Source organism: Pseudomonas sp. LARHCG127 (assembly GCF_052871455.1).
Genome location: NZ_JBIXJT010000009.1, coordinates 213,631 through 234,542, shown reverse-complemented (window position 1 = coordinate 234,542; position 20,912 = coordinate 213,631). Strand labels below are relative to the sequence as shown.

At 63.2% G+C, this 20,912-nt stretch carries 17 protein-coding genes and 1 pseudogene; 10 read left to right on the top strand and 8 right to left on the bottom strand.

All coding sequences use genetic code 11. The features are described 5' to 3' along the window. Positions 1–86: 86 nt before the first annotated feature. Complete coding sequence (locus ACIPQ1_RS17580) at positions 87–2,525, top strand: TonB-dependent siderophore receptor (RefSeq protein WP_411385193.1); 2,439 nt, start codon at positions 87–89, stop codon at positions 2,523–2,525. 224 nt (positions 2,526–2,749) lie between these two features. Here ACIPQ1_RS17580 and ACIPQ1_RS17575 read toward each other — a convergent pair whose 3' ends face one another. Further along, complete coding sequence (locus ACIPQ1_RS17575) at positions 2,750–3,901, bottom strand: MFS transporter (protein WP_411385192.1); 1,152 nt, start codon at positions 3,899–3,901, stop codon at positions 2,750–2,752. 124 nt (positions 3,902–4,025) lie between these two features. Next, positions 4,026–4,682, bottom strand: a complete 657-nt coding sequence (locus tag ACIPQ1_RS17570) for a carboxymuconolactone decarboxylase family protein (RefSeq protein ID WP_446534510.1) — start codon at positions 4,680–4,682, stop codon at positions 4,026–4,028. Between the two features lie 166 nt (positions 4,683–4,848). Here ACIPQ1_RS17570 and ACIPQ1_RS17565 point away from each other — a divergent pair, with 166 nt between their 5' ends. Both ACIPQ1_RS17565 and ACIPQ1_RS17560 read left to right on the top strand, forming a co-directional pair. Continuing rightward, entirely contained in the window at positions 4,849–6,012 is a 1,164-nt protein-coding gene (locus tag ACIPQ1_RS17565) for an aromatic ring-hydroxylating oxygenase subunit alpha (protein ID WP_446534509.1), read from the top strand. A 91-nt stretch (positions 6,013–6,103) separates the two neighbouring features. Continuing rightward, positions 6,104–7,123, top strand: a complete 1,020-nt coding sequence (locus tag ACIPQ1_RS17560) for a diaminopimelate epimerase (protein ID WP_446534508.1) — start codon at positions 6,104–6,106, stop codon at positions 7,121–7,123. A gap of 219 nt (positions 7,124–7,342) precedes the next feature. Here the strand turns inward: ACIPQ1_RS17560 and codA are convergent, their stop codons facing one another. The 5 genes from codA to ACIPQ1_RS17535 form a co-directional block, all read right to left on the bottom strand. Next, complete coding sequence (codA, locus tag ACIPQ1_RS17555) at positions 7,343–8,590, bottom strand: cytosine deaminase (protein ID WP_411385188.1); 1,248 nt, start codon at positions 8,588–8,590, stop codon at positions 7,343–7,345. A gap of 12 nt (positions 8,591–8,602) precedes the next feature. After that, positions 8,603–9,874 (bottom strand): cytosine permease, encoded by a 1,272-nt coding sequence (gene codB / locus ACIPQ1_RS17550; protein ID WP_411385187.1) that lies wholly within the window; start codon positions 9,872–9,874, stop codon positions 8,603–8,605. Between the two features lie 376 nt (positions 9,875–10,250). Continuing rightward, on the bottom strand, positions 10,251–11,078 hold the full coding sequence (locus tag ACIPQ1_RS17545; protein ID WP_446534507.1) for an alpha/beta fold hydrolase: 828 nt from the start codon (positions 11,076–11,078) through the stop codon (positions 10,251–10,253). Positions 11,079–11,350: 272 nt separating this feature from the next. Then, positions 11,351–11,707 (bottom strand): 6-carboxytetrahydropterin synthase QueD, encoded by a 357-nt coding sequence (gene queD, locus ACIPQ1_RS17540; RefSeq protein WP_003203918.1) that lies wholly within the window; start codon positions 11,705–11,707, stop codon positions 11,351–11,353. Positions 11,708–11,789: 82 nt separating this feature from the next. Continuing rightward, positions 11,790–12,869 (bottom strand): patatin-like phospholipase family protein, encoded by a 1,080-nt coding sequence (locus ACIPQ1_RS17535; protein ID WP_446534506.1) that lies wholly within the window; start codon positions 12,867–12,869, stop codon positions 11,790–11,792. A 227-nt stretch (positions 12,870–13,096) separates the two neighbouring features. Here ACIPQ1_RS17535 and ACIPQ1_RS17530 point away from each other — a divergent pair, with 227 nt between their 5' ends. From ACIPQ1_RS17530 to ACIPQ1_RS17500, 7 genes and pseudogenes are all read left to right on the top strand, one after another. After that, positions 13,097–13,405, top strand: a complete 309-nt coding sequence (locus tag ACIPQ1_RS17530; protein WP_411385184.1) for a PepSY domain-containing protein — start codon at positions 13,097–13,099, stop codon at positions 13,403–13,405. Further along, positions 13,405–13,716: a PepSY domain-containing protein gene (locus ACIPQ1_RS17525; RefSeq protein WP_411385183.1), complete on the top strand. Its 312-nt coding sequence runs from the start codon at positions 13,405–13,407 to the stop codon at positions 13,714–13,716. Before ACIPQ1_RS17530 ends, ACIPQ1_RS17525 begins: the two co-directional genes overlap by 1 nt. Continuing rightward, complete coding sequence (locus ACIPQ1_RS17520) at positions 13,716–14,384, top strand: response regulator transcription factor (protein ID WP_053123507.1); 669 nt, start codon at positions 13,716–13,718, stop codon at positions 14,382–14,384. The genes ACIPQ1_RS17525 and ACIPQ1_RS17520 overlap by 1 nt, the downstream gene beginning before the upstream one ends. After that, positions 14,381–15,694 carry a sensor histidine kinase gene (locus ACIPQ1_RS17515; protein ID WP_411385182.1) on the top strand — a complete coding sequence of 438 codons (1,314 nt, stop codon included), beginning with the start codon at positions 14,381–14,383 and terminating at the stop codon, positions 15,692–15,694. Before ACIPQ1_RS17520 ends, ACIPQ1_RS17515 begins: the two co-directional genes overlap by 4 nt. Before the next feature lie 283 nt (positions 15,695–15,977). Beyond that, positions 15,978–17,294 (top strand): Na+/H+ antiporter family protein, encoded by a 1,317-nt coding sequence (locus tag ACIPQ1_RS17510; RefSeq protein WP_446534533.1) that lies wholly within the window; start codon positions 15,978–15,980, stop codon positions 17,292–17,294. Between the two features lie 211 nt (positions 17,295–17,505). Beyond that, positions 17,506–18,327 (top strand): annotated as a pseudogene (locus ACIPQ1_RS17505) (cache domain-containing protein); the annotation flags it as partial. 36 nt (positions 18,328–18,363) lie between these two features. After that, entirely contained in the window at positions 18,364–19,185 is an 822-nt protein-coding gene (locus tag ACIPQ1_RS17500; protein ID WP_370873826.1) for a methyl-accepting chemotaxis protein, read from the top strand. Positions 19,186–19,474: 289 nt separating this feature from the next. On the opposite strand, the gene trhP is transcribed toward ACIPQ1_RS17500, so the two are convergent. After that, positions 19,475–20,806 (bottom strand): prephenate-dependent tRNA uridine(34) hydroxylase TrhP, encoded by a 1,332-nt coding sequence (gene trhP, locus ACIPQ1_RS17495; protein WP_446534505.1) that lies wholly within the window; start codon positions 20,804–20,806, stop codon positions 19,475–19,477. Positions 20,807–20,912 lie beyond the last annotated feature (106 nt).

The window sequence follows — 20,912 nt, the reverse complement described above, 5'->3', positions numbered from 1 at the left end:
TTCCGAGTTCATCGTCTTCTTGTCCAACTGCAACTGGTTTGCATTAACAGACGCGTATTCTTGCGATCAACAGGACAAGGTTCGACGTGAACAAAACCGCCAAACACCACAACCGTACCCCGGCACGCTGGCTGCCGCTGGCCCTGACCCTGGCGGTCAGCGCCGCAGTGCCCCAGGCGTTCGCCGACCAGGCCGCCACCGCCATTCACATCCAGGCGCAGCCGTTGGGCCAAGCCTTGAGCCAGCTCGGCCAGCAAACCGCGTTGCAGGTGTTCTTCAACCCCGAGCTGGTAGCGGGCAAGCAAGCGCCGGCGGTGGACGGCAACCTGTCCCCGGAAGCGGCCTTGCGCCAATTGCTCCAGGGCAGCGGCCTGCAATACCAGATCGATAAGGGTTCGGCGACCGTGTTGCCGGCGCCCTCAGCCTCCAGCGCTGGCCCGCTGGAGCTGGGCGCCACTGAGATCCAGGTGGTCGGTGACTGGCTCGGCGACGCCAATGCCGAGGTGGTGCAGAACCACCCCGGTGCGCGTACGGTGATCCGCCGCGAAGCGATGGTGGAGCAGGGCGCCATGAACCTCGGCGATGTGCTGCGGCGCGTACCCGGTGTGCAGGTCCAGGACGCCAACGGCACCGGCGGCAGCGATATTTCCCTGAACGTCGGCGTGCGCGGCCTGACCTCGCGCTTGTCGCCACGCTCCACGGTGTTGATCGACGGCGTACCGGCGGCATTCGCGCCCTACGGCCAGCCGCAACTGTCCATGGCGCCGATTTCCTTGGGCAACCTGGAGAGCATCGACGTGGTGCGCGGTGCCGGGTCCGTGCGCTATGGGCCGCAGAACGTCGGCGGGGTGATCAACTTCGTGACCCGTGCCATTCCGGAAAAAGCCACTGGTGAAATCGGCACCACCCTGGAAACCTCCCAGCGCGGCGGTTGGAAGCACATCGACACGGCCTTCCTCGGTGGCACCGCCGACAACGGCCTGGGCGTGGCGCTGTTGTATTCGGGCGTCAACGGTAACGGCTATCGCCAGAGCAACAACGGCAACGACATCGACGACGTGATCCTCAAGACCCATTGGGCACCGACCGACGTCGACGATTTTTCGCTGAATTTCCACTACTACGACGCCAAGGCCGACATGCCCGGTGGCCTGACCCAGGCCCAATATGACGCCGACCCGTACCAGTCCGACCGCGACTGGGACAACTTCAGCGGCCGGCGCAAGGACGTGTCGTTCAAGTGGATCCGCGAGATCAACGAGCGCACCCAGGCCGAGGTGCTGACCTATTACTCCGACAGCTACCGTGGCAGCACCATTGCCTCCCGGGACCAGCGCAACCTGGTGTCCTACCCGCGCACCTATTACACCTTCGGCATCGAGCCTCGGGTCTCCCACGTGTTCGACATGGGGCCCACCACCCAGGAAGCGAGCGTCGGTTATCGCTACTTGAAGGAAGGCATGCACGAAGAAGCCAGCCGCCTGGCGTTGCGTAATAACGAACCGGTGGTGCGCCCGGGTTCCGACGGCCACGTCTACCAGGACCGTACCGGCGGCACTGAAGCCCACGCGGTGTATATCGATGACAAGATCGATGTCGGCAACTGGACCATCACCCCGGGCATCCGCTTCGAAAGCATCAGCACCGAATGGCACGACCGTCCGGTGCTCGACACCGCCGGCCGTCCCGTGCAGGAAAAACGCCGCAGCATCGACAGCAACGAGCCGCTGCCGGCCCTGAGCGTGATGTATCACTTGTCGGACGCCTGGAAGCTGTTCGCCAACTACGAAACCTCGTTCGGCAGCCTGCAATACTTCCAGCTCGGCCAGGGCGGCGACGGCAACAACACTGCCAACGGCTTGAGCCCGGAAAAGGCCAAGACCTACGAGATCGGAACGCGTTACAACGATGACGTGTGGGGCGGGGAAGTGACGCTGTTCTACATCGATTTCGACGACGAACTGCAATACATCAGCAACGACGTGGGCTGGACCAACATGGGCGCGACCAAGCACCAGGGCCTGGAAGCTTCCGTGCACTACGACATGGCCGCGCTCGACCCGCGCCTTGAAGGCCTCACCGCCACCGCCGGTTTCACCTACACCCGGGCGACGTACGAAGGTGAGATCCCCAGCTTCAAGGGCCGTGACCTGCCGTTCTATTCCCGCCAGGTGGCCAACATGGGCCTGCGGTACGAGGTCAATCGCTGGACCTATAATCTCGACGCCTTCGCCCAGTCCAAGCAACGCTCACCCGGCAACAGCGTGAACGCCGATGGCAGCTTCAGCGGCGACTACATCACCGATGGCACCGCCGATGGGCAATACGGCGACATGCCGGGCTATGTGCTCTGGAACGTGCGCGCCGGCTATGACTTCGGCGAGCAACTGTCGAACCTGAAAGTCGGCGCCGGGGTGAAAAACCTGTTCGACCACCAGTACTACACCCGCTCCAGCGACAACAACTCGGGCATCTACGTCGGCGCACCGCGCACGTTCTTTGTGCAGGCGAGTGTGGGGTTCTGATCGAGGATCAGGCTCATCTGGACTCAATTTCCAGGGGCTGAAATACAGTTCTTGGGGCTGAGTACCATCCTGTGGCGAGGGAGCTTGCTCCCGCTGGGCCGCGAAGCGGCCCCAAAACCTACTGAACACCGCATCCACAGGTTTACGACTGCTTCGCAGCCGAGCGGGAGCAAGCTCCCTCGCCACAGGGAATGGGATGAGGCCTCGACAAGCGGTGCCAGGCCTCAGACCTTCAACACTTTCCCACTGGCCGCCACCGCCACCAGCGATAGCGCAATCAGCCCGAAGGCAATGCTCAAGCTGCTGCCATGGGCGACGAAGCCGATCAGCGCCGGGCCGGCGAGGATGCCGGCGTAGCCGATGGTGGTGATGGCCGGCACGGCGATCGCTTCCGGCATCAGGGTCTGTTTGCCGACAGCGGTGTACAACACCGGCACGATGTTCGAACAGCCCGCGCCCACCAACGCATACCCCAGCAACGCTGCTTGCCACATGGGTGCGAGGGTTGCCAGCAGGAACCCCGCCGCAGCGATCGACCCGCCATAGATGATCACGCGCTTGGCGCCCAGGCGATGCACCACCGCGTCGCCGGTCAGGCGGCCGACGGTCATGGTCAGCGCGAACGCGGCATAACCCAACCCGGCATAGGCGGTATCCACCGCGCGCTCGGTGGTCAGGAACACCGCGCTCCAGTCCAGCACCGCGCCTTCAGCCAGGAACACGATGAAACACAGGATGCCGATAAACAGCACCACGCCATGGGGAATGGCAAACGCCGGTCCCGAGCTTTCACTGCCATACGGCAACAGGTGCGGCGCCGCCTTGAACAACGCCACCAACAGCACCCCATTGACCACCAACGTCGCCCCCAGCGGCGAAAGTCCCAGGCCGAGCAGGGCGCTCACCCCGGCTGCGCCAATGATCCCGCCCAGGCTGAACATGCCGTGGAAACCCGACATCATGGTCTTGCCGCTGGCTCGCTCGACGATCACCGCTTGCAGGTTCACGGTCGAGTCCACGGTGCCGAGCCCGGCGCCAAACAGGAACAGCGCAGCCACCAGCCAGGGCAGGGAGGTCATCGTCGCCAACAACGGCAACGCCAGGCAGATCAGGATCGTGCCGCCGCTGAGCACCCGACGGCAGCCGAACCGCGTCGCCAGCGCACCGGAAATCGGCATCGCCAGGATCGACCCGACCCCAAGGCACAGCAGCAGCAAGCCGAGGGTGCCTTCATCCAGGTTCGCCCGGACCTTGGCGTAAGGCACCAGCGGCGCCCAGGCGGCGATGCCGATGCCGGCGATGAGATAGGCGATGCGGGTGGACATCTGTTCCAGGCGTCCGGGAATAAAGGTGGGCGGGGGCGTAATGGCAGTCATGAAACGTCCTTGGCTTTCGTGCGGTGCGGTGATGCAGGCAGGGAGCCTATGCTTGCATATCCACTGACCGCACCGCGACCCCAAGGTGCCGACGGCCTGACGTACTCTCCTTGAACACAGTGGGTCACTGCTCCTTGAACAGCCTGATGCTCACCACGTGTTCCGCCTCCACCTCAAAATAAATAAGCACGATGGGGTTTGCCTGCTGGTCATCGAAACATTCAACAATCACGTTTCGGGCCGACGTTGCCTGGGCCGACAAGCGTTCGGCCTGGCGCAACAATCGCTTGATCTGGAGGGAGACCCGGATGGGGGGCCGGCCCTTGCGCACGCTTTCGCAAAACGCCAGCGTCACTTCTCGCGGCGTTGGCGGCGGTGGCGAGACAAGGCCGGCTTCTTCGAATAACCGATTGAGTTGATCGGCCGTTGCGACCGCCCTGGGGAACCCGGTGAAAGCCGAAGCCTGCGTCACCAGTTCGACCATTTCTCCCGAAGCCAGACCCGAGGCCATGCCGGTCTTGAAGTGCACGCTCAAAGGCGGGCCTGTCATGCCGGCCGCGACGATGGCGGCCAGTGTCGCGGCCTCTCGTAGGCGCGGGTCCAGGCCTGGGCGACTTTGCAAGTGACCGTACACTACGCCGACCGCCAACTCGCCGAGCCCCGGCGCGGTATGGAACAGCGCGTCGAGTCGTGCGGCGCCGTCCGGCACCAGTTCGATGAAGTGCTTTCGGCCTTCGCGGTAGAGCTCGGCCATGGGCTTGGAGGGATGTTTGCTGTTCATGGGGCCTCCTTGTGTTGGGAGCTTGCGTGCCCACGGTACGGGATCCCCAGGCAGCAGCGCACCTGTCGAACCTGACAGGTTACGACGCGATAGTTTGCGAGTATGAAGAAGACTTCTTGAACAACAACCCGGACGAATTAGGTTCAGGGGCGTGCTGGAGATGATGATGGATCATCCAACTCAACTCAGACTGGCGAACCAGCTTCTGGACTTGATCGACCGTAACGGCACCAGCCTGGCGGCGTCGTGCTCTGTCAACCCGGTATCGAGTTACACCTGTCCAGAGCATCTTGGCCGTGAGCAGGCCCGGCTCTTTCGTTCCGGCCCACTGATGGTGGGCTTGTCCTGTGAACTGTCCGGCCCGGGTGCTTATCTGACCGACGACCTGAGCGGCGTGCCCATTGTCATCATCCGTCTGCCAGAGGGTGGGCTTAATGCGTTCATCAATGTCTGTCGCCATCGCGGTGCACGATTACTGGAGGGTAACGGTACGCTGGCAAGGTCGATGACGTGTCCTTACCACGGTTGGCGCTATGACCTGCACGGTCGGCTGAAGAAACTGGTGCCTGCCGACGGTTTCCAGGGGTTGGGTTGTGCCGAACGCGACCTGACGCGCCTGGCGGTGTTTGAGCAGCATGGGTTGATCTGGGTCAGCCCAAGCCCCGGTCGCGCTATGGAACCACTGGCGTTGCTGGGAGGCTTGAACCAGGAAATAGCCGCCTATCGTTTCGAGACGTTCGTGCTTTATCGACGCCTTCAGCTCCACCGGTCGTTCAACTGGAAGATGGTCATAGAGACCTTTCTGGAGAACTGGCATTTCCCGTTCGTGCACCGCAGGACAGTCCTCCCGATCTTCCTACCCTCCGTCAGCCTGTTCGAAGCCTTCGACCGCCATGGGCGCCTGATCATGCCACGCCGTTCGATCCTGCAGATGCGCGACAAGCCCATCGAGCAATGGAGCCTGCTCAAACACTCACTGATCATGTATTGGCTGTTTCCCAATACCCTCCTGCTCTGGCAGGCCGACCACCTGGAGACTTGGCAGGTTTACCCCAGCCAGGAGCGTCCCGATCGATGCACGGCCCAGGTGTCGCTCTATACACCGCATGCCGCCACGTCCGTTCGCGAGCGTGAGTACTGGGACAAGAACCTGGCGTTATTGATCGAGACCGTGGACGGGGAGGACTTTGCGATCAGTGAGCGTATCCAGCCAGGCCTGCGTTCCGGCGCCCAAGAATGCCTGACGTTCGGCCGTCACGAACCGGCGTTGCAGCATTTTCATCGGCAGATTCAGCTCGCGCTGGAGGAGGCACCGGTGTCCGTGGGGTGAGATGAAGCGTGTGAAAGCTTGTTCCCCTGTGTTATTCGCTGGCTGGGCCTATAAAGTAGCGGCTCTTGCTGGTTGATATTGGGTCTGGTCCATGACGAAGTTTTATGACGCGCGCGGCAATATCTATGGAGTCGCTTCACCGCAGCAGGTCCGCGACCTCGGCATCGATCTGCCCCAGTCAGCCGCCCAGGCCGCACAGGCTTGCGAAAAATGGGCGGTCGCGGCGGTGCATGCCTTTTGCAGTTGGACGCCGGGCGAAGCGCCGCCGGATGCCAAGGCCCATCGCAGTGATGGTTTGCTGATTGGCCCGTTCCAGAATGAGCCACCCTTTGATCTGTTGATCGTCAATACCGACGGGACATTGGCCGAGCGCAGTGGCAATGGCTTGACGATTTTCTCCCAGGCCCTGCAAGAACAAGGCTTGATGGCGGCGCCTGGTGATTGCGTGCTGCAGGTTCATCACGATAAACCCGACGGCTTGTCACCGCTGCACACCTCGGTTCGCGCCGCTGGATTCGAAGGGGTGCAAGGTTTCTGGCTGGACCTGGGCAAACCGCTGTTCGGGCCTCAGGCCGTTGCTGCCCAAGAGGTCGAGGGGGTGATGTTCAACCAGCGTGATGTCAGCCGTGTGGCGGCGCTTGAACGGTTGGACCCGGCGTGGGGCAACAGTCAGTTCGTGAGCATGGGCAATCCGCATTGCGTGACGCTGGTGGAGAAGGGCGAGGCGTTGCCAAGCAATGCGCAGATGCGTGCTGCGGCGCTGTCACGGGGCTTGACCCGCATCGCTTATGCGGCGCCCGGTGGGGCTGGTGTTCCATGCCCCAGGGGGGTGAATCTGCAATGGGCCAGGCTCGAAGCCGAAGGGCAGATCGCCGCCCGGGTGTTTGAGCGGGGCGAAGGCCCTACCGCGTCCTCGGGCACCAGCGCCAGCGCCGTGGCCAGTGCCGCCTGGCGGGTGGGTTGGGTGAAAGCGGGGGCGGTGAGGGTGGTGATGCCCGGCGGTACTGCGCCGATCTTGTTGGAGGAAGAGGCGGGGGAGCTGGTGCGGGTCAGGTTGTTTGGTGCGGCGCGGCGCATGACGCCATCGCGAGCAGGCTCGCTCCCACAGTAGATCTTCAGCGGGCATAAAACTCTCCCTGCTCCCACCCACAGTTGATTTCCAGCGGGCATAAAACTCTCGTACGACACCGTTCCCCTGTGGGAGCGAGCCTGCTCGCGAAGACGGCGGCACATCCAACCTTGATGCAACTGACCCACCGCCATCGCGAGCAGGCTCGCTCCCACAGTAGATATTCGGCGGGGCACAAAATGAATGTATCCCTTGTGGCAGTCAGCCAGGCTGCTGGGCAAACTCCACCACCGGCATTTGCCGCTTCATCAGCACTTCGCCATTGCGAATCGAGTAGAGCGGCAACCCTTGGCTGCGAATTACTTCGTAATCGCTGTCCGCTGAAAGGATCAGCAAGTTCGCCGGGCGGCCCGGTTCCAGTCCGTAGCGCTCGCCCAGGTTCATGGCCTTGGCGCTGTTGTCGGTGACCAGGTCGAGGGCGCTTTGCAGGTTGCGATAGCCGAGCATGTGGCAGATATGCAGCCCCGCTTCCAGCACCCGCAGGATGTTGCCGTTGCCCAATGGATACCACGGGTCGACGATGGAGTCCTGGCCGAAACACACATTCATCCCGGCTTCGAGCAGCTCATTGACCCGGGTGACGCCGCGGCGTTTTGGGAAGGTGTCGAAGCGGCCTTGCAGGTGGATGCTTTCGGTCGGGCAAGAGACAAAACTGATGCCCGAGTGCCCGAGCAGGCGGAACAGCTTGGCGCAATAGGCGTTGTCGTAGGAGCCCATCGCCGTGGTATGGCTGGCGGTGACGCGGGCGCCCATGTCGCGGCTGCGGGCTTCTTCGGCGAGCACTTCGAGAAAACGCGAATGCGGGTCGTCGGTTTCGTCGCAATGCACATCCACCAGGCACCCGGTACGTTCGGCCAGGTCCATCAGGAACTTCACCGAGCTGACGCCCTGGTCGCGGGTGTATTCGAAGTGGGGAATGCCGCCCACCACGTCGGCACCCATGCGGATCGCTTCTTCCATCAGCTCGCGGCCGTTGCGGTAGGACTCGATGCCTTCCTGGGGGAACGCGACGATCTGCATGTCGATCAAGTGACGGCTTTGCTCGCGCACCTCCAGCATTGCCTTGAGGGCGGTGAGTTCGGGGTCGGTCACGTCGACGTGGGTGCGCACATGCTGGATGCCATGGGCGGCGAGGGCCTGGATGGTTTTCTTGGCGCGGGTGCTGGTGTCTTCCTGGGTGATGGTGGCCTTGCGTTCGCCCCAGCACTCGATGCCTTCGAACAACGTGCCGCTCATGTTCCAGCGCGGCTCGCCGGCGGTTAGGGTGGCGTCCAGGTGGATGTGCGGTTCGACGAAGGGCGGGACCACCAGGTTGCCGCCGGCATCGAGGTCTTCCGGGCCGAGGCTGGGGGCCTCGGTCTGGCGGGCGATGCTGGCGATCAGGCCGTTTTCCAGGTGCAGTTCATGCAAGCCTTCGCGGTTGCGCAGGCGGGCGTTGATGATGTGCATCGGGCGAATCCTTTATAGGTCTTGTAGGGGCGCGTCAGCGGTGCGGGCACCCATTACGCCGATCAATAGCACATACGTTAGCGCGCCGGTGGCGATTCCTACCAGTGGCGCGACCCACGGCGAATTGAACGCGGCGAGCGTGCCGAGCCCATAGGCCGCCAGCCCCGGCCAGTTGAACGCCGGCAACCGGGCTTCGGCCAGGCGCGGATAACGGCCGCGCCAACGGAAGAAGAAATCGGCCATGATCACCCCGCCAATGGGCGGGATCACGGTGCCCAGCAGAATCAGGTACGGCACCAGCAGGTCATACATGCCCAGCAGCGCCAGCAACGTGCCGATCACCGCGCCGCCGAGGGTCACGGCTCTGCGCCGGCGGGTGCGCAACAGGTTGCAGCCGGCCACGGCGAAGTTGTAGATGGTGTTGTCCTGGGTGCTCCAGATGTTGAGCAGCAGCATCGCCATCGCCGCCATGGCGAAGCCCTGCAGCAGCAACACTTCGACCACGTCCGGTTGTTGATAGACGATGGCCCCGTAGGCGCCGATCAGCACCATCAAACCGTTGCCCAGGAAAAAACCGATCAGGCTCGCCAGCACCGCGACCTTCGCCGAGCGGGAGAACCGCGTCCAGTTGGTGGCCTGGGTCGCGCCGCTGACGAAGGTGCCGAACACCAGGGTGATGGCCGTGGACCAATCGAGGCTGCCGGTGGGCACCACCGCCAACAAGCCCTCGAAGCCACCGACCTTCACCGTGGCGACCCACATCGACAGCATCAGCAGCAACATCATGGCCGGCACGGCGAGGTACGAGAGAATTTCCAGGCCACGATAACCGACATAGGCCGTGGCACAGAACCCCAGGCCGAACAGCACCATCAGCCACAACACCGTGCCCTGGCCCAATTCGAAATACTTGCCCAGCACCACCGCGGCCGTCGCCGTGCCCCAGGCGTACCAGCCGATCTGGGTGAACCCGAGGATCAAGTCACTGAGCTTGCTGCCCACCTCGCCGAAACAGAAACGGCCCATCAATACCGAATTGAGCCCGCTCTTGAAGGCGATGTAACCCAGGCCGGCGGCATAGAGGCCCAGCAGCAGATTACCGATGACGATGACCGTGAGCATCTCGGCAAAACCGAACGCCACGCCGAGCTTGCCACCGGCAAACATCGTGGCGGTGAAAAAGGTGAAACCCAGCAGCACCATGGCCGTGGAGGCTAGGCCCTTGCGCGCGTGCAGCGGTACTTCGCTCAGGGGATAGTCATTGCCCGGATCGTTCTGAGTCATGTGGCGGTCCTTGCGGATGAGGGGATGTCGCAAGCGTGCAGCGGCCGTGCCAAACGGGTGAGCGTGAGATTATTTATAGACAATCCTGGGGATTGGGTGGGCGAAGGGGGCGAAAGCGGTGCGGTGGTGATTCAAGTTGGAACACAATTCGCATTACCCATGAAGACCCCCTGTGGGGGCGGGGGGGGGGGGGGGGGGGGGGGGGGGGGCGACGCGAGAAAAAAAAAAAAACCCCCCCCACACCGCCACCGCTCACCCATGACGACCCCCTGTGGGAGCGAGCTTGCTCGCGATGGCGTCAGGTCAGCCACATAACTATCAACTGACACACCGCCATCGCGAGCAAGCTCGCTCCCACAGTGGAATGCCGGGGGCTTCAGGTTGGGGGCAACGCCAGGAACCGCAACACCGCCGCGACGACGGCTTCCGGCGCGTCTTCCTGGACCAGATGCCCGGCATTCGGCACCGGGTGCAGTTGCGCCCCTGGAATCAGCCGGTGCAGGGCCCGGCCGCGCTCGATGGGGATCCACTGGTCCTCCTCGCCCCAGAGGATCTGGGTCGGGCAGCGCACGGTCGGGTACAGGCCTTCGACCTCGCGGGTATAGCGCTCGTCCATCTGGGCGATCTGCCGGTAGAACGCCGCCTGGCCCGGTTCGCCAAGCCATGGTTGCACGTAGGGCGCCAGTTCGGCGTCCGGGATGTCCCGTTTGATCGCGCCGCGAATATAGGTCGGCACGATGGCCCGCTGGATGTAGTCGGGCAGGCCGCTGAAGGCCGCTTCGTGCTGGCGGACATGCTGCACGAAGGGCGAACCCCAGGGCGACAACGCCACAGGATCGATCAGGGTCAGGCTGCGATAGTCCTTGCCGTTGAGCAAGTGCGTACGCAGGACTGTGGCGCCGCCGAAGTCATGGGCCACCACGTCGGGGCAATCCAGGCGCCAATGTTCCAGCAATTGTGCGAGCAGATGGTTTTGCACACCGAGGGACACGTCGGCATCGGGCTGTGCGGACTGGCCATACCCCAGCAGGTCGAAGTAATGCACCCGGTGGGTGGCGAAGAACAGCGGGGCGATGCGGTGCCACACGTAGGAAGAGAAGGGCGTGCCGTGGACGAACACCAGCGGCGGGCCGTCGCCGTGGATGGCGTAGCGGATGGGGTGTCCGTTGAAGTCGTAGGTTTGATCCAGCGGCCAGTGGGTCATGCTCGATACTCCCCGGAAAATGGCTCAGGGGGTAGAGCATAGGCCAATGCGATTCAGCAGGGGAGACACCTTTGTGGCGAGGGAGCTTGCTCCCGCTGGGGCGCGAAGCGGCCCTCAAGCCTGAGATTGCGGCGTATCAGGTTGATTGAGGTCGCTGTTTTTGGGACTGCTGCGCAGCCCAGCGGGAGCAAGCTCCCTCGCCACAGAAGCATCCATGCTACAGAAGCTTCTGTGTTCTAGGAGATGTCCAGGCCAGGTAGCTGAGCCGGTTTTTATTCGCCGTGGTAGATGCAACCGCTGGTGCAGGTCTCGTGGATGCGGATGGCGCTGAGTTCCGGCAGCAACGGCTTCAACTCATTCCAGATCCACTTGGCCAAGACTTCGCTGGTGGGGTTTTCCAGGCCAGGAATGTCGTTGAGGTAGTTGTGGTCCAGGCGCTCGTAGAGCGGTTTGAAGATCGCCTTGATCTCCGAGAAGTCGCGAATCCAGCCGGTGTGCGGATCAATATCGCCGCTCAGGTGGATCGCCACCTTGAACGAGTGACCGTGAAGGCGGCCGCACTTGTGGCCGTCCGGCACGTGGGGCAGGCGGTGGGCGGATTCGAAGGTAAACTCTTTGAAGATTTCCACAGGTTCGGGCTCTTTAGATATCGGTCGCGAGGCAGGCGGCGGAGTTTATCAGTTTGATCACGGCGTTGCGCGACCGTGCTGACTAAAGGGTCAGCAAACGCTCGCCCAAGCCACCGTTGGCCGTCAGCTCCAAAAACTCATCACCGAGCCGCCGGCTCTCATCCATCGCCGTGCGCCAATACTTGCGACGGCTCGGGTCATCGCCCATGAAACGCTTGAAATCGTTACGGTCCGGCAGCTTGCCGTAGGGCAGGCGCGCCAGGTATTCCCGGGATGGAGCCAGCAGCAACACGTCCTGCAGGCGCTCGACGTTGCCCCGGCGCCACGGCAGGCCCTTGTCGAACCAACCGGGAATGACCCGGTCGGTGAAGTGCGGGTACAGTACGATATCCTCGCCGCTATATGGCAAGTCCAGGTGATAGTCCAGCAAACCGCCGTCGCGGAAGGTGCCGGCACCGGCACCCGGCAGGTCGCGCACGCCTTCCATGATCATCGGGATCGAGCCCGAAGCCAGCAGGGCCTGGCGCAGGTTGCCGGCCGCCAGGGGCACGAAGCGCGACGGAAAGTCATTCAGCGGATGCAGGGGCGGGGCCAGGCGCGGGTCATGGATGATCAACCGTTCGAAATGCCGCGACAACCGCCCACGGCCCCGCAGGTTGTCGGCGATCACCGACGACAATCCCAGGCCCAGCCGGCCGCGATGATCCTGGGCGAGCAGACCGTGGCTCTTGACGACCATGATGTTGAGCCGGTATCGCGGGTTGTCGAGGATCGAAGTGTCGCGGCCGTCGAGCAAGTCATCGAGCATGCGCTGCGAACTCTGGCTGACCCCGGCCATGGTCACGCCTTTGGCGAAGCTTTGTTCGTTGTACAAAGTGCCCAGGCGTCGGATCCCTTCGGCGGCATCCGGCAGGCAGGCGCTGGCGAAGCGCCACGCCCCCACCGAGGCCCCGATCAGCGAGCGCTCCCGGGGCGCGGCGGGCAGCCATTCGCCGAACAGCGCAAGATCGAGCCCCTGGATGCCCAGGGCCTTGGGTCCACCGGCGGCGCCCGGCAGGATGCCGACGTCGACGGCGTTCAAGCCGGCCTGGCGAATCCGTCCGAACGCACGGGGGCCGGCCTTGAGGGTGAGGGCGGGAAACTTGATATGGATAGCGGTCATACCGGTCTCGAATACAGACAAGCGAATGATTATAGCGATACAAGTCAATGTGGGAGCGAGCCTGCTCGCGATAACGTCGGTTCAACTACATCGATGCCAGCAGACAGACCGCTATCGCGAGCAGGCTCGCTCCCACAGAGGATTTTTTACGCATGATGGCCATTCAGTTTCAGTTAAGTTCACCCCGATACAGTCCCCCGGCAAAGATTATAAAAAGGAGACAACCCATGAACCGCCTGACTGCCTTTTTCATCGCGATCCTCATGGCCCTTGGTACGAGCCTGGCTCATGCACGAGACCTGGGCGTGGACGAAGCCCGTGAGCTGCAAGACGCTGGTACCATCCTGTCCGTCGAAGAACTCAACGCCGCCGCCCTGGTCAAGCACCCTGGCGCCACCTTCACCGAGACCGAGTTGGAGGAAGCGTACGGCAAGTACATTTACCAGGTGGACCTGCGCGATACGAAGGGCATCGAGTGGGACCTGGAATTGGACGCCACCAACGGCACGGTACTCAAGAATCATCAGGATCTGTAATGAAGCTTAATTTATGCGCCCGCAGCCGATGGGCGCTGGCGTTGCTGGCGTTTTGTTCGCTGGCCGTGGCCCGTGACCTGGACCAGGACGAGGCCCTGCAACTGCGCCAGCAGGGCGTTATCCTGCCGCTGGAGCATCTGTTGCAACAGGCGCTGGACCGCCACCCGGGCGCCAAACTGCTGGAAGCCGAGTTGGAGGAGAAACACGGCGTCTATATTTACGAAGTCGAGCTGCTGGACACCGACGGCGTCGTGCGCGAACTGGACCTGGAGGCCAAGACCGGCCGTTTACTCAAAGATAAGGAAGACTGATGCGCCTGCTTCTGGTGGAAGATCACGTGCCCCTGGCGGACGAATTGATGGCCGGGCTGGCACGGCAAGGGTACGCCGTCGATTGGCTCGCCGACGGTCGCGACGCGGTGTACCAAGGCAGCAGCGAGCCCTACGACTTGATCATTCTCGACCTCGGCCTGCCGGGTGTGCCGGGGCTCGACGTGTTGGCCCAGTGGCGCGCTGGTGGCCTGGCGACGCCGGTGTTGATCCTCACCGCCCGTGGGTCCTGGGCCGAGCGCATCGAAGGCCTCAAGGCCGGTGCCGACGACTACCTGACCAAGCCGTTTCATCCTGAAGAACTGCACTTGCGGATCCAGGCACTGTTGCGACGCTCCCATGGCCAAGTCAACCAACCGACGCTCAAGGCCGCCGGGTTGCACCTGGATGAGAGTCGCCAGTGCGTGGTCCGCGACGGCACCGACATCCAGCTCACGGCGGCCGAGTTTCGCCTGTTGCGCTATTTCATGCTGCATCCCGAACAGATCCTTTCCAAAAGCCATCTCGCTGAACACCTGTACGACGGTGAGACCGAGCGCGATTCCAACGTGCTGGAAGTTCATGTCAATCACCTGCGGCGCAAGCTGGGACGCAGCGTGATCGAAACCCGTCGCGGCCAGGGTTACCTGTTCGGCGGGCAGGCGCAGTGAGATCCATCCAGCGGCGCCTGAGCCTGGGCCTGATCGGTGTGATGGTGGTGGTCGGCCTGATCCTGGCGCAAACCAGCCTGTGGCTGTTCGAGCTGGGCTTGCAGCGTTACCTGGAAGCCGGACTGCGCAACGACAGTGAAAACCTGCTGGTGGCCCTGGTGCGCGGCCCGCGGGGCTTGCAACTGGATGAACGGCGCCTGTCGCCGGCCTATCAGCGACCGTTCTCCGGGCATTATTTCCGCATTGATTTTGCCGATGTGCACTGGCGTTCCCGCTCGCTGTGGGACCAGGAGTTGCCCCGGCTCGACCACCCAGGCTTGCACAGCAATCTGCAACTGGGCCCGGAGGGCCAGAAGCTGCTGGTGCTGCGTACCGACTATCGGCGGCTGGGCCAGGCGATTTCCATCAGCGTGGCCCAGGACTATACGCCGGTGCGTGACAGCTTTCGCCGGATGCAACAGGTCGGCCTCGGGCTCGGGTTGGCGGGGCTGTTGCTGATCCTGTTGCTGCAACGCATCACCGTGCGCCGGGCCTTGCGTCCGCTGGACCGGGCTCGGGAGCAGATCGCCCAATTGCAGCGCGGGCAGCGCACGCAACTGGACGAACAGGTGCCACGGGAGCTTGAACCGTTGGTCGCGCAGATCAACCATCTGCTGGCCCACACCGAAGACAGTCTCAAGCGTTCGCGCAACGCCCTGGGCAACCTCGGCCATGCCTTGAAAACCCCATTGGCGGTGCTGCAAAGCCTGGCATCGAACGAGAAGCTTGACCCCTATCCCGAGCTGCGCAAACTGTTGCTCGACCAATTGGAGCAGGTCCGCCAGCGCCTGAACCGCGAGCTCAACCGTGCCCGGCTGTCCGGCGATGCCTTGCCCGGCGCGCACCTGGACTGCGACGCCGAACTGCCAGGGCTGCTGGCCACGCTGAACATGATCCATGGCGAGCACCTGCACCTGAGCTACGTCGCCCCACCGGGCCTGCACCTGCCCTGGGACCGTGAAGACTTGCTGGAACTGCTGGGCAACCTGCTGGACAACGCCTGCAAATGGGCCGATGCCGAGGTGCGCCTGACCCTGACCGAAACCGCCGAAGGGTTCAGCCTGGCGGTGGAGGACGATGGCCCGGGCATTCCCGCGGACCGCCGCGAGCAGGTGTTCAGCCGCGGCACGCGACTGGACGAACAGACCGATGGCCACGGCCTCGGCCTGGGCATCGTGCGGGACATCGTCGACACCTGGGGCGGGCTGTTGGCGTTGGATGACAGCGAGTGGGGTGGGTTGAAGGTTGTGATCGAGTTGCCTAAGCGTTGAGGTCTGCACAGACCCCCTGTGGCTGCAGGCTCAAGGTATCGGATGAACCCCAATCCCCTGTGGGAGCGAGCTTGCTCGCGATGGCGCCGTGCCCGGCAATGATGCATGGACTGTCAGACCGCCATCGCGAGCAAGCTCGCTCCCACAGAGGGCCGTGGTGGATTCAAACAGGGTAAGTCATTGAAAACCCGCCCCACGGCCCTTGCAGCTTGCCGCTGCTTGCTGCAAAGTCGCGACCTTTTTGTCCGGTGGCTTTCCATCGCTGTGCTTTGAGGTAACGATGATAAATGCAGTAATTGCCGCGGTTGGCGTCATGCTCGTGCTCAGCCTGTCCCGTGTGCATGTGGTGATCGCGCTGATTATCGGCGCGTTGGTGGGCGGCCTGACGGGCGGCCTGGGGATCGAGGCGACGCTCAAGGCGTTCAATGCCGGCCTGGGTGGCGGTGCGACGGTGGCATTGTCCTATGCCTTGCTCGGCGCCTTCGCCGTGGCGATTGCCAAGTCCGGCATGGCTCACGCCCTGGCGGACAAAGCCCTGGCCCTGGTGGATCGCCAGGACGTCGCCGGTGGCTCGGGCGTCAAATGGGTGCTGATCGGTCTGCTGGGCACGGTCGCGGTCGCTTCCCAGAACATCCTGCCGATCCACATCGCTTTCATCCCGCTGCTGGTGCCGCCGCTGCTCTACGTGCTGACCAAGCTGCAGCTGGACCGTCGCTTGATCGCCTGCGTCATGACCTTCGGCCTGATCACCCCCTATATGTTCCTGCCGGTGGGCTTCGGCAACATCTTCCTCAATGAAATCCTGCTGGCCAATGTCGCCCGCAGCGGCGTCGATATCAGTGGCATCAATATCACCCACGCCATGGGCATCCCGGCGCTGGGCATGGTGTTTGGCCTGGCGCTGTCGTTCATCACGTACCGCAAGAAACGCGTCTATGACCTGAAGAAGATCGCCAAGGCCGAGCAAGTGGCCGTGCGCTACAACCTGCTGAGCCTGATCGTGGCCGGGGTTGCGGTGGCGGCGGCGTTCGCGATCCAGCTGCTGGTGGACTCGATGATCATCGGCGCCCTGGCCGGGTTCCTGATTTTCTCGCTGTCGGGGGTGGTGCGTTGGCGTGAGACGGACGACCTGTTCACCGAAGGCATGAAGATGATGGCGATGATCGGCTTCATCATGATCGCCGCCTCAGGGTTCGCCGAAGTGATGAAGGCTACCGGTGAAGTCCAAAGCCTGGTGGAAACCTCGGCGGCCTGGATCGGCCACAACAAGGGCATCGGCGCGCTGATGATGTTGCTGGTGGGGCTGCTGGTGACCATGGGCATCGGCTCGTCGTTTTCCACGGTGCCGATCCTGGCGACGATTTTCGTGCCGCTGTGCCTGCAGCTGGGCTTCAGCCCGCTGGCAATCGTCTGCATCGTCGGCACCGCCGGTGCCCTGGGCGATGCCGGCTCGCCTGCCTCGGACTCGACCCTGGGCCCGACCTCCGGCCTGAACATCGACGGCCAGCACCATCACATCTGGGACACCGTGGTCCCGACCTTCATCCACTACAACCTGCCACTGCTGGCGTTTGGTTGGGTGGCGGCGATGGTCCTGTAACTCGGGACCGAGTCGCCTTCATCGCGAGCAAGCTCGCTCTCACAGTGGATCGGTGTGAACACCACCGGGCCCTGTGGGAGCGAGCTTGCTCGCGATAGGGCCCTTAAATTCAATCCTTCCCTTAAGCCCTGTTCACCTTGTCCTACAGTTTTGCCGTGCGCTGCCGTTAATACAGCTAACCACGCCAATAACACCAACAAGAGTGAACAGCATGCGCCTGAGCCTGAAGGCTAAAGTCCTGTCCCTTGCGATACTGCCGGTATTGCTGTCCGCCGTGATCATCAGCCTGACCACGGCTTTCATCTTGAAGGAACAAGCGGGTAAAGAAGTCCAGCAAACCCGCGAGCGCCTGCTCAGCGAGGCCAAGGCCACGCTGCAGAACTACGTGGCGGTGGGCCTGACCGCGATCAAGCCGCTCTACGATGCCGCCGCGCCGGGTGATAACGAGGCGCGAGCCCAGGCTATCAAGCTGCTGTCCAATATCAGCTACGGCAAGGACGGCTATTTCTTCGGCTACGACTCCGAGACCATTCGTCTGTTCAAGGCCAACAGCCCCGATGGCGTGGGCAAGAGCTTCAAGGACAACCGCGACCCGAACGGTGTCTACGTCAACCGTGACCTGGTGAAAGTCGCCAAGGACGGCACGCATTACCTGGAATACAGCTCGCCGCTGCCCGGCAGCAAGGACCTGGTGCCCAAGCTCGGCTACACCGAATACCTGCCCAAGTGGGACCTGGCGGTCGGTAGTTCAGTCAACCTGGACGGCATCGAAGCCCAGGTGGCGCTGGTGGAAGCCAAGGTCCACGATCGCCTGCAAGGCGTGGTACTGAGCATTGTCGGGATCGCCGCCGTGGTGTTGCTGGTGATTGCGGTGGTGGGCCTGGTGCTCGCCAACACGATCCTGCGCCCCCTGCACCTGATGAAAGACAACCTCGATGACATCGCGGCGGGCGAGGGTGACCTGACCCGGCGCCTGGCGATTACCAGCCAGGATGAACTGGGCCAGTTGGCCGGTTCGTTCAACCGCTTCGTCGACAAGATCCACGGCCTGGTGCGACAGATCACCGACATGACCTCGCAACTGACCGGCCTGGTGACCCAAGTCTCCGAGCAGGCCCAGCGCTCCGAACAGGCGATGGAGCGTCAACGCCACGAAACCGATCAGGTCGCCACGGCGATCAACGAGATGTCCTCGGCGGCCCAGGAAGTCGCTCGCAGTGCCCAGGGCGCTGCCGTCGCGGCCCAGCAGACCGACGAAGAAGGCCAATCGGCCAAGCGCGTGGTGGCAGGCAGCATCCAACAGATTCATGCGCTGGTGAACGATATCCGCAGCAGCGGCGTGTCCTTGGACAGCCTGCAGCAAGACGTGGCTTCGATTGTCAGTGTGCTCGGGGTGATTCGTTCGATCGCCGAGCAGACCAACCTGCTGGCCCTCAACGCCGCCATCGAGGCCGCGCGTGCCGGCGAGGCGGGGCGTGGATTCGCGGTGGTGGCCGATGAAGTGCGGGCCCTGGCCAGCCGGACCCAGCAAAGTACCCAGGAAATCCAGGGCATGATCGACCGGCTGCAATCGGGCACCCACGCGGCAGTGGAAGCGATGCGTCGTTCCAGCGAGGCCGGCGATGGCACCTCGGAACGGGCCAACGAGGCGGGCGCCTCCCTGGACACCATGGCGCAGCTGATCGGCACCATCAACTCGATGAACGCCCAGATCGCCAGCGCCGCCGAAGAACAGACCGCCGTGGCCGAAGAAATCAACCGCAGCGTGCATCAGATCGCCGTGGCCGTGGACAGCGTCGCCGACGAAACCCAACTCGGCGCCCAGACGTCCCGCAGCCTGGCCGACCTGGGGCAGCGCCTGGGTCAACTGGTGGGGCAGTTCCGGATCTGACCCGGAGCAGCAGGAGCTGCCGAAGGCTGCGATCTTTCGCTCTCGATCCAGATGTTTTCGCCTGGGCTACCAGGCCCTATCGGAAGCGGAGGATCGCAGCCTTCGGCAGTTTCTTCCGGGCAAGTCGTTCCGCTAATTCAAGTCATACACCATTGTGGCGAGGGAGCTTGCTCCCGCTGGGCCGCGCAGCGGCCCCATTCAACAGGCAGCTCAGTGGTCCTGCTTACCTGGGGTTATAGGGGCTGCTGCGCAGCCCAGCGGGAGCAAGCTCCCTCGCCACGAATCGATCTCATGTGGGCACCGATCTGACATCCCGCATCAACAACCCAAACCGCAGATCCACCGCATCCGGGATCGGCACGTACACCACATGCCCGTCCCCCGGTGCCACATCGATGGCCTGGCCCTTGATGTCCTGCAGATGATGCAGGTCGAAGTGGAAGTTGCCCTTGGGGGTCATCAGTTCCATGTGATCACCCAGGCCAAAACGGTTCTTCACCCGCACTTCGGCCAGGCGCTCGCGCCGTTCGCCGGTCAGTTCGCCGACGAACTGCTGACGCTCCGACACTGAGCTGCCGTTCTGGTAATTCTGGTACTCGTCATGCACGTGGCGTCTCAGGAAGCCTTCGGTGTAGCCACGCTGGGCCAGGGACTCCAGGTCGGTCATCAGGCCGCGATCGAATTCCCGGCCGGCCACCGCATCATCGATGGCCCGGCGATACACCTGGGTGGTGCGCGCGCAATAGAAGTGCGACTTGGTGCGGCCTTCGATTTTCAAGGAATGCACGCCCATGCGCGCCAGGCGCTCGACGTGTTGCACGGCCCGCAGGTCCTTGGCGTTCATGATGTAGGTGCCGTGCTCGTCCTCGAAGGCCGGCATGGACTCGTCCGGGCGATTGGCTTCCTGGAGCAGAAACACCTGGTCGGTGGGCGCGCCGAGGCCCAGGGTCGGTTCGGGCTGATAGCTCTGCACAATGTCGCCCACGGCGTTTTCCACCGCCGGCTGCGCCGAATACTTCCAGCGGCAGGCGTTGGTGCAGCTGCCCTGGTTGGCGTCGCGCTTGTTCAAGTAACCGGACAGCAGGCAGCGCCCCGAATAGGCCATGCACAGCGCCCCATGGACGAACACTTCCAGCTCCATGGCCGGGACTTGCTCGCGAATCTCGGCGATTTCCTCCAGGGACAGTTCCCGGGACAGGATGATCCGCCTCAAGCCTTGCTGCTGCCAGAACTCGACGCTCGCCCAGTTCACCGTGTTGGCTTGCACCGACAGGTGAATTGGCATCTGCGGAAAATGCCGGCGAACCAGCATGATCAATCCCGGGTCGGACATGATCAGCGCGTCCGGTGCCATGGCAATCACCGGTTCGAGGTCTTTGAGAAAGGTCCGCAGCTTGGCGTTGTGCGGGGCAATGTTCACCACCACGTAGAAGCGCTTGCCCATGGCCTGGGCCTCGGCGATGCCCAAGGCCAGGTTCCCGTGGTCGAATTCGTTGTTGCGCACTCGCAGGCTGTAGCGCGGCTGGCCGGCGTACACCGCGTCGGCACCGTAGGCGAAGGCATAACGCATGTTTTTCAGGGTGCCGGCGGGTGCCAGCAGTTCGGGGGCGGCGAAGGTCATGGTGGGGTCAGGTCGCAAAAAGGGCGGAGGGTACGCCAGGGTCGGCCAGGCCTTATTGATTTGGATCAAGGGCACAGTGCAAGCGTGATGGCACTCCGGCGAGTCC